The sequence below is a fragment of the uncultured Amaricoccus sp. genome, assembly GCF_937858865.1.
GTDB lineage: Bacteria > Pseudomonadota > Alphaproteobacteria > Rhodobacterales > Rhodobacteraceae > Amaricoccus.
Genome location: NZ_CALLYO010000014.1, coordinates 1 through 4,007 on the forward strand (window position 1 = coordinate 1; position 4,007 = coordinate 4,007).

5 protein-coding genes are annotated in these 4,007 nt (G+C 67.4%); all 5 read right to left on the reverse strand.

Annotation, left to right across the window (positions count from 1 at the left end; translation table 11 throughout):
* A partial coding sequence (locus Q0112_RS00225) for a sulfotransferase family 2 domain-containing protein (RefSeq protein ID WP_297970050.1) occupies positions 1 to 476 on the reverse strand: 476 nt, incomplete at its 3' end.
* A 92-nt stretch (positions 477 to 568) separates the two neighbouring features.
* Positions 569 to 721 carry a hypothetical protein gene (locus Q0112_RS00230; protein WP_297970051.1) on the reverse strand — a complete coding sequence of 51 codons (153 nt, stop codon included), beginning with the start codon at positions 719 to 721 and terminating at the stop codon, positions 569 to 571.
* A 107-nt stretch (positions 722 to 828) separates the two neighbouring features.
* Positions 829 to 1,866 carry a glycosyltransferase family 2 protein gene (locus Q0112_RS00235; protein WP_297970052.1) on the reverse strand — a complete coding sequence of 346 codons (1,038 nt, stop codon included), beginning with the start codon at positions 1,864 to 1,866 and terminating at the stop codon, positions 829 to 831.
* A 7-nt stretch (positions 1,867 to 1,873) separates the two neighbouring features.
* Positions 1,874 to 3,676, reverse strand: coding sequence for an ABC transporter ATP-binding protein (locus Q0112_RS00240; protein ID WP_297970053.1), 1,803 nt, complete (start codon positions 3,674 to 3,676; stop codon positions 1,874 to 1,876).
* Positions 3,673 to 4,007 (reverse strand): hypothetical protein (locus Q0112_RS00245; protein ID WP_297970054.1); only part of this gene is annotated, 335 nt, incomplete at its 5' end. The genes Q0112_RS00240 and Q0112_RS00245, both read right to left, overlap by 4 nt.

A 4,007-nucleotide genomic window follows, 5' to 3' on the forward strand; every position in this document is an offset into this window, starting at 1 on the left:
CCGATCCGTTCCTGGATGACCGGCCATTGCTCCTCGATCGTTTCGAGCTTGGCGATGTAGTCGACGATGATGCGACCGCTCCGGTCCGAGACCCAGTGGAAGCAAGGCGCGAACATCCGTGGCTGGTCGTAGTAGGCCGGGTTCCGGTCGGCGAGCGTCGCGCGAATCCAAGCGTTGAAGTCGAGCGGCCGATCGTCACGCAGGCCTGTCTGGTTGTAGCGGACGCGGTACTTGTAGAAGGAGATCAGTCGGCTATAGGGGTGGCGCACCAGCGCAAAGGTGAAGGCCGCGTCCCAGCGATACCGGCCGATCTTCAACCGGCGCAGCCGTGCGCTATCGTGCAGCTTCGGGATGCCGAGGGCCGCCTCGACGCTGGTACCGCCGCACTTGTTGATATGTATGAAGACGTAGCGGCCCGCGAGCCGCTGCTCCAGCAGATACTGCCAGCAGCGCAATCGGTACGCGAAGCCGTTCATGCCATCACCCCTTCAGCACCCTCTTGAGGTGATCGCCGAGCCGGAGCGCCAGCTGCATGATGGTGTGGGTCGGGATGGCAGAGCCGCCGGCGTCACCGCGCATCAAGGCCAATGAGGCCGAGATCCCGGGCGGTCAGCACCCAGCCGTTGACGATATAGTGGCGACCGAAACGGCGGATCTCAGGGCCCGGCGCGACAAATGCGGCGGCAGGGCCGGCGAGCGGCAGGCCGAGAAGCGAAGCCATCAGGGCGAGTACGGAACGGCGACTGGGCATGGGACAACCTGTGGTCTCGGACGTTGGGTCAGCTAGAGGACGGCCGGGAGGCGAGTCAAGGTAGGGTCGTGACGGCTTTATAGGGCGATCCCGGCTTCGGTGAAGTCGCGCGGACCCCGGTAGCGCCGCGAGACGCCGGCGACGAAGGCTCCGTCCCGCGCGTGCATCCGCTCGATCAGCGTGGCGTAGAGCCGGTAGCTGCGCGAGGCCTGGTTGTAGCCACCGGTGGCGAGCGCATACTCGATCTTGCGTCCGAGGTCGGCGGTGAACTTGAAGTGCATGATCGGGACGACCCGGGGGGCGACCGGCTTGCTGGTCACGTGGCAGTTCAGGAACCAGTCCCCCGGGCGCCAGAGGACGACCGGGGTCTTGTGGATCGGACTGGCTCCCTGGTAGCGGTAGCCGGAGAGCCGACGACGGATCCGCCGCACCAGCGTGCCCTGCGGCAGGACGCCCCAGGTGGCGAAGAGCCGCGCCACGCTCCCCGGATAGACGGTGCGCGGAACGGGCGGGCTCTCGCGCGGCTGGCGCGGATCGAGATGGGGCCTCGCGTCGAAGAACCAGGCGTCGTCAAGGCGGAAGTGCACGGAGTCCCGGCCGAGGATGTCGCGCACCCGTTCCGGGTACATGTCGACCATGACCCCCCAAGCCGCCTCGGCGCCTTCGGCGGCGAGGGACGCGAAGAAGGTCGGCAGGTTCGTCGGCAGCGCCAGGAACTCGTCCGGGTCGACCACCACCGCCCATTGGCCAACGCAGAACTGGTCGAGCAGCTGGTCGCGCCAGAGGCGGACCGCCCGGGTCTCTCGGATCCGGGCGAGCGTCTCCGGCGGATAGGAGACCTGCGCGAAGTAGCGGATGCCGCTGCCGATCACCATCACGTCGGGCTGACCGGCGAGGAACTCGCGGGTCCCGTCGGTCGAACGGTCGTCGAGGACGATGAAGCGGTCGGCCCCGAGGCGGCGGTAGTGTGCGAGGAAGGCCGGAAGGAAGAACATCTCGTCGTGCACGATGGCGCAGACCGTCGCGGCATAGGTCCCGAGCATCGGGTTCGCGCAGATCTCGAGCGGCGCGTGCCCCGCCGAGAGCGAGGCCGCGGACGGAGACAGGCGGTCCATCGCCCCCTCAGGCACCGGCGAGCGCCCGGAACTGGCGGTTGCTCTCGATCAGCGCGTCGTAGCTGCCCTCCGCGACCACCCGGCCACCCTCGAGCATGAAGATCGTGTCGCACTCGCGCACGGTCGAGAGCCGGTGCGCGATCATCACCACGGTCTTGGCCCGGCCTAGGTTGTGCACCGCATCCATCACCGCCCGCTCGGTCAGGTTGTCGAGCGCGCTCGTCGCCTCATCGAGGATCAGGACGTCGGGATCGTGGTAGAGGGCGCGGGCGATGCCGATCCTCTGCCGCTGCCCGCCCGAGAGCCGGACCCCGCGCTCGCCGACCTTGGTGGCGTAGCCGTCCGGGAGCTCGCGCATGACGAAGTCGTGGAGCTCGGCGATCCGCGCCGCCCGCTCCACCGCCGCCTGGTCGATGTCCTCGGCGGCGCGCCCGAAGGCGATATTCGCCGCCACCGTGTCGTCGGCGAGGAAGATCTGCTGCGGCACGTAGCCGATCGAGCGCTGCCAGGCGCGCAGGTTCTCGGCCGTGATCGGGATGCCGTCGACCGAGAGCGTGCCGCGATCGGGCACGAGCAGCCCGAGCATGATGTCGACGGTCGTGGTCTTGCCGGCCCCGGTGCCGCCGACAATGCCGACGGTGCTCCTGGCCGGGATCACGAGGCTCAGGCCCTGGACCGCCGTGCGCTCGGCATGCGGATAGGCGTAGTGCACGTCCTCGATCTCGAGCCGCTCGGTCAAGCGCAGTGCCGGAGCGCTCTTCCCGGATGCGGGGCGGATCGGCGTGGCGGCGGCCATGGCCACAAAATCCTTGTGCAGCTTGTCGAGGGTGCCCGTGGCGAAACGCATCTGGCCGAGCGAGCCATAGACCTGCTGCAGGGAGGGGAAGAGGCGGATGGCCGCGAAGGCGAAGAGCGAAAGGATGGGTATCACGCTGCTGAACGATCCCTCCCCGGTGATCAGCAGATAGAGGATGAAGCCCACGAGGCCGCCGAAGGCGACGCCCTCGATCACATGGCGCGGTACTTCGACCAGGCTCATGCTGATGGCATCGTATTCGGCAATGCGCCGCGCCGGGCCCCGGAAGCGGTCGACGAAGTACCCTTCGAGCCCGAGGAGCTTCACGTCCTTCATCCCGCCGAAAGCTTCGCCAACGATGCGAAACCGCTGCTCGTTCAGCTGGTGGCGTTCTCTGCCCATGTGATTGATACGCCGTCGCACGCCCACATAGAGCAGGACATAGACCCCGCCGATCATCCCAGCGGTGACGAGTGCCACTCCCGGCCGCGCCACAAGGAGCAGCGCGACCAGCGCCACCGACGTCACCAGCCCGGTGAGGAACTTCATCGCCGGCAGCAATGCCGTCGCCACGACCTTCTGCACCTCGCCCAGCACCGCCGCGCCGAGGGCGGCGCTATGCCGATCGAGAAACCAGGTGTAGGGTTGGAGCAGATAGCCGCTCAGCATCCGGCTCGAGATGGTATAGCTGCGCCGCATGCTGAAGCGGTAGGTGGCGTAGGTCGTCACCATCTTGAAGACCATCCCGAAGATCACGAAGATGAAGACGCCGGAGGCGAGCGCCAGCGTGAAGCTCTGGTGGCTGGTGAAGCCGAAGGTCGAATAGACCCATGACAGATAGGCGTTGGTCTCTATGATGGCCGGGTGCTGGAGCACGAACATCAGCGGCAGGATCGACGCCACGGTAAGCATCTGGAGGAGGCCCATCACCACGATCATCGCCAGCAGAAGGTAGAACCTCCGCCGCTCCCGCGGCGTCAGCAGGTCGAGGAGCTTGCGATAGGTCTCGATCACGAGGGCACCCCTCCCGATGACTGGCCACTCATGGCCGCCCCGCCGGGGGCCGGAGTCGCCGCCGGCGGCACGACGCCGAAGGCGCGCGTCTGGGCGGCCCGACGGCTGCGGACCGCGGCGTCCCGGATCTCGGCTTCTTGAGGCCGCAGATAGAACCAGCCGCCGGCGCCGACGTAGAGCATTATGAAGACGGAGCTGGAATTCCAGGGGCTGATGGTGACGAGCACGATGGTCAGGCCCGTCAAGGCGATCAGATAGCCCCGCCGGTAGTCCGCTTCCTCCGGCGAGAGCGTCTTCTGCATCGCGATCCGCGCGAAGCTGATCCCCCAGG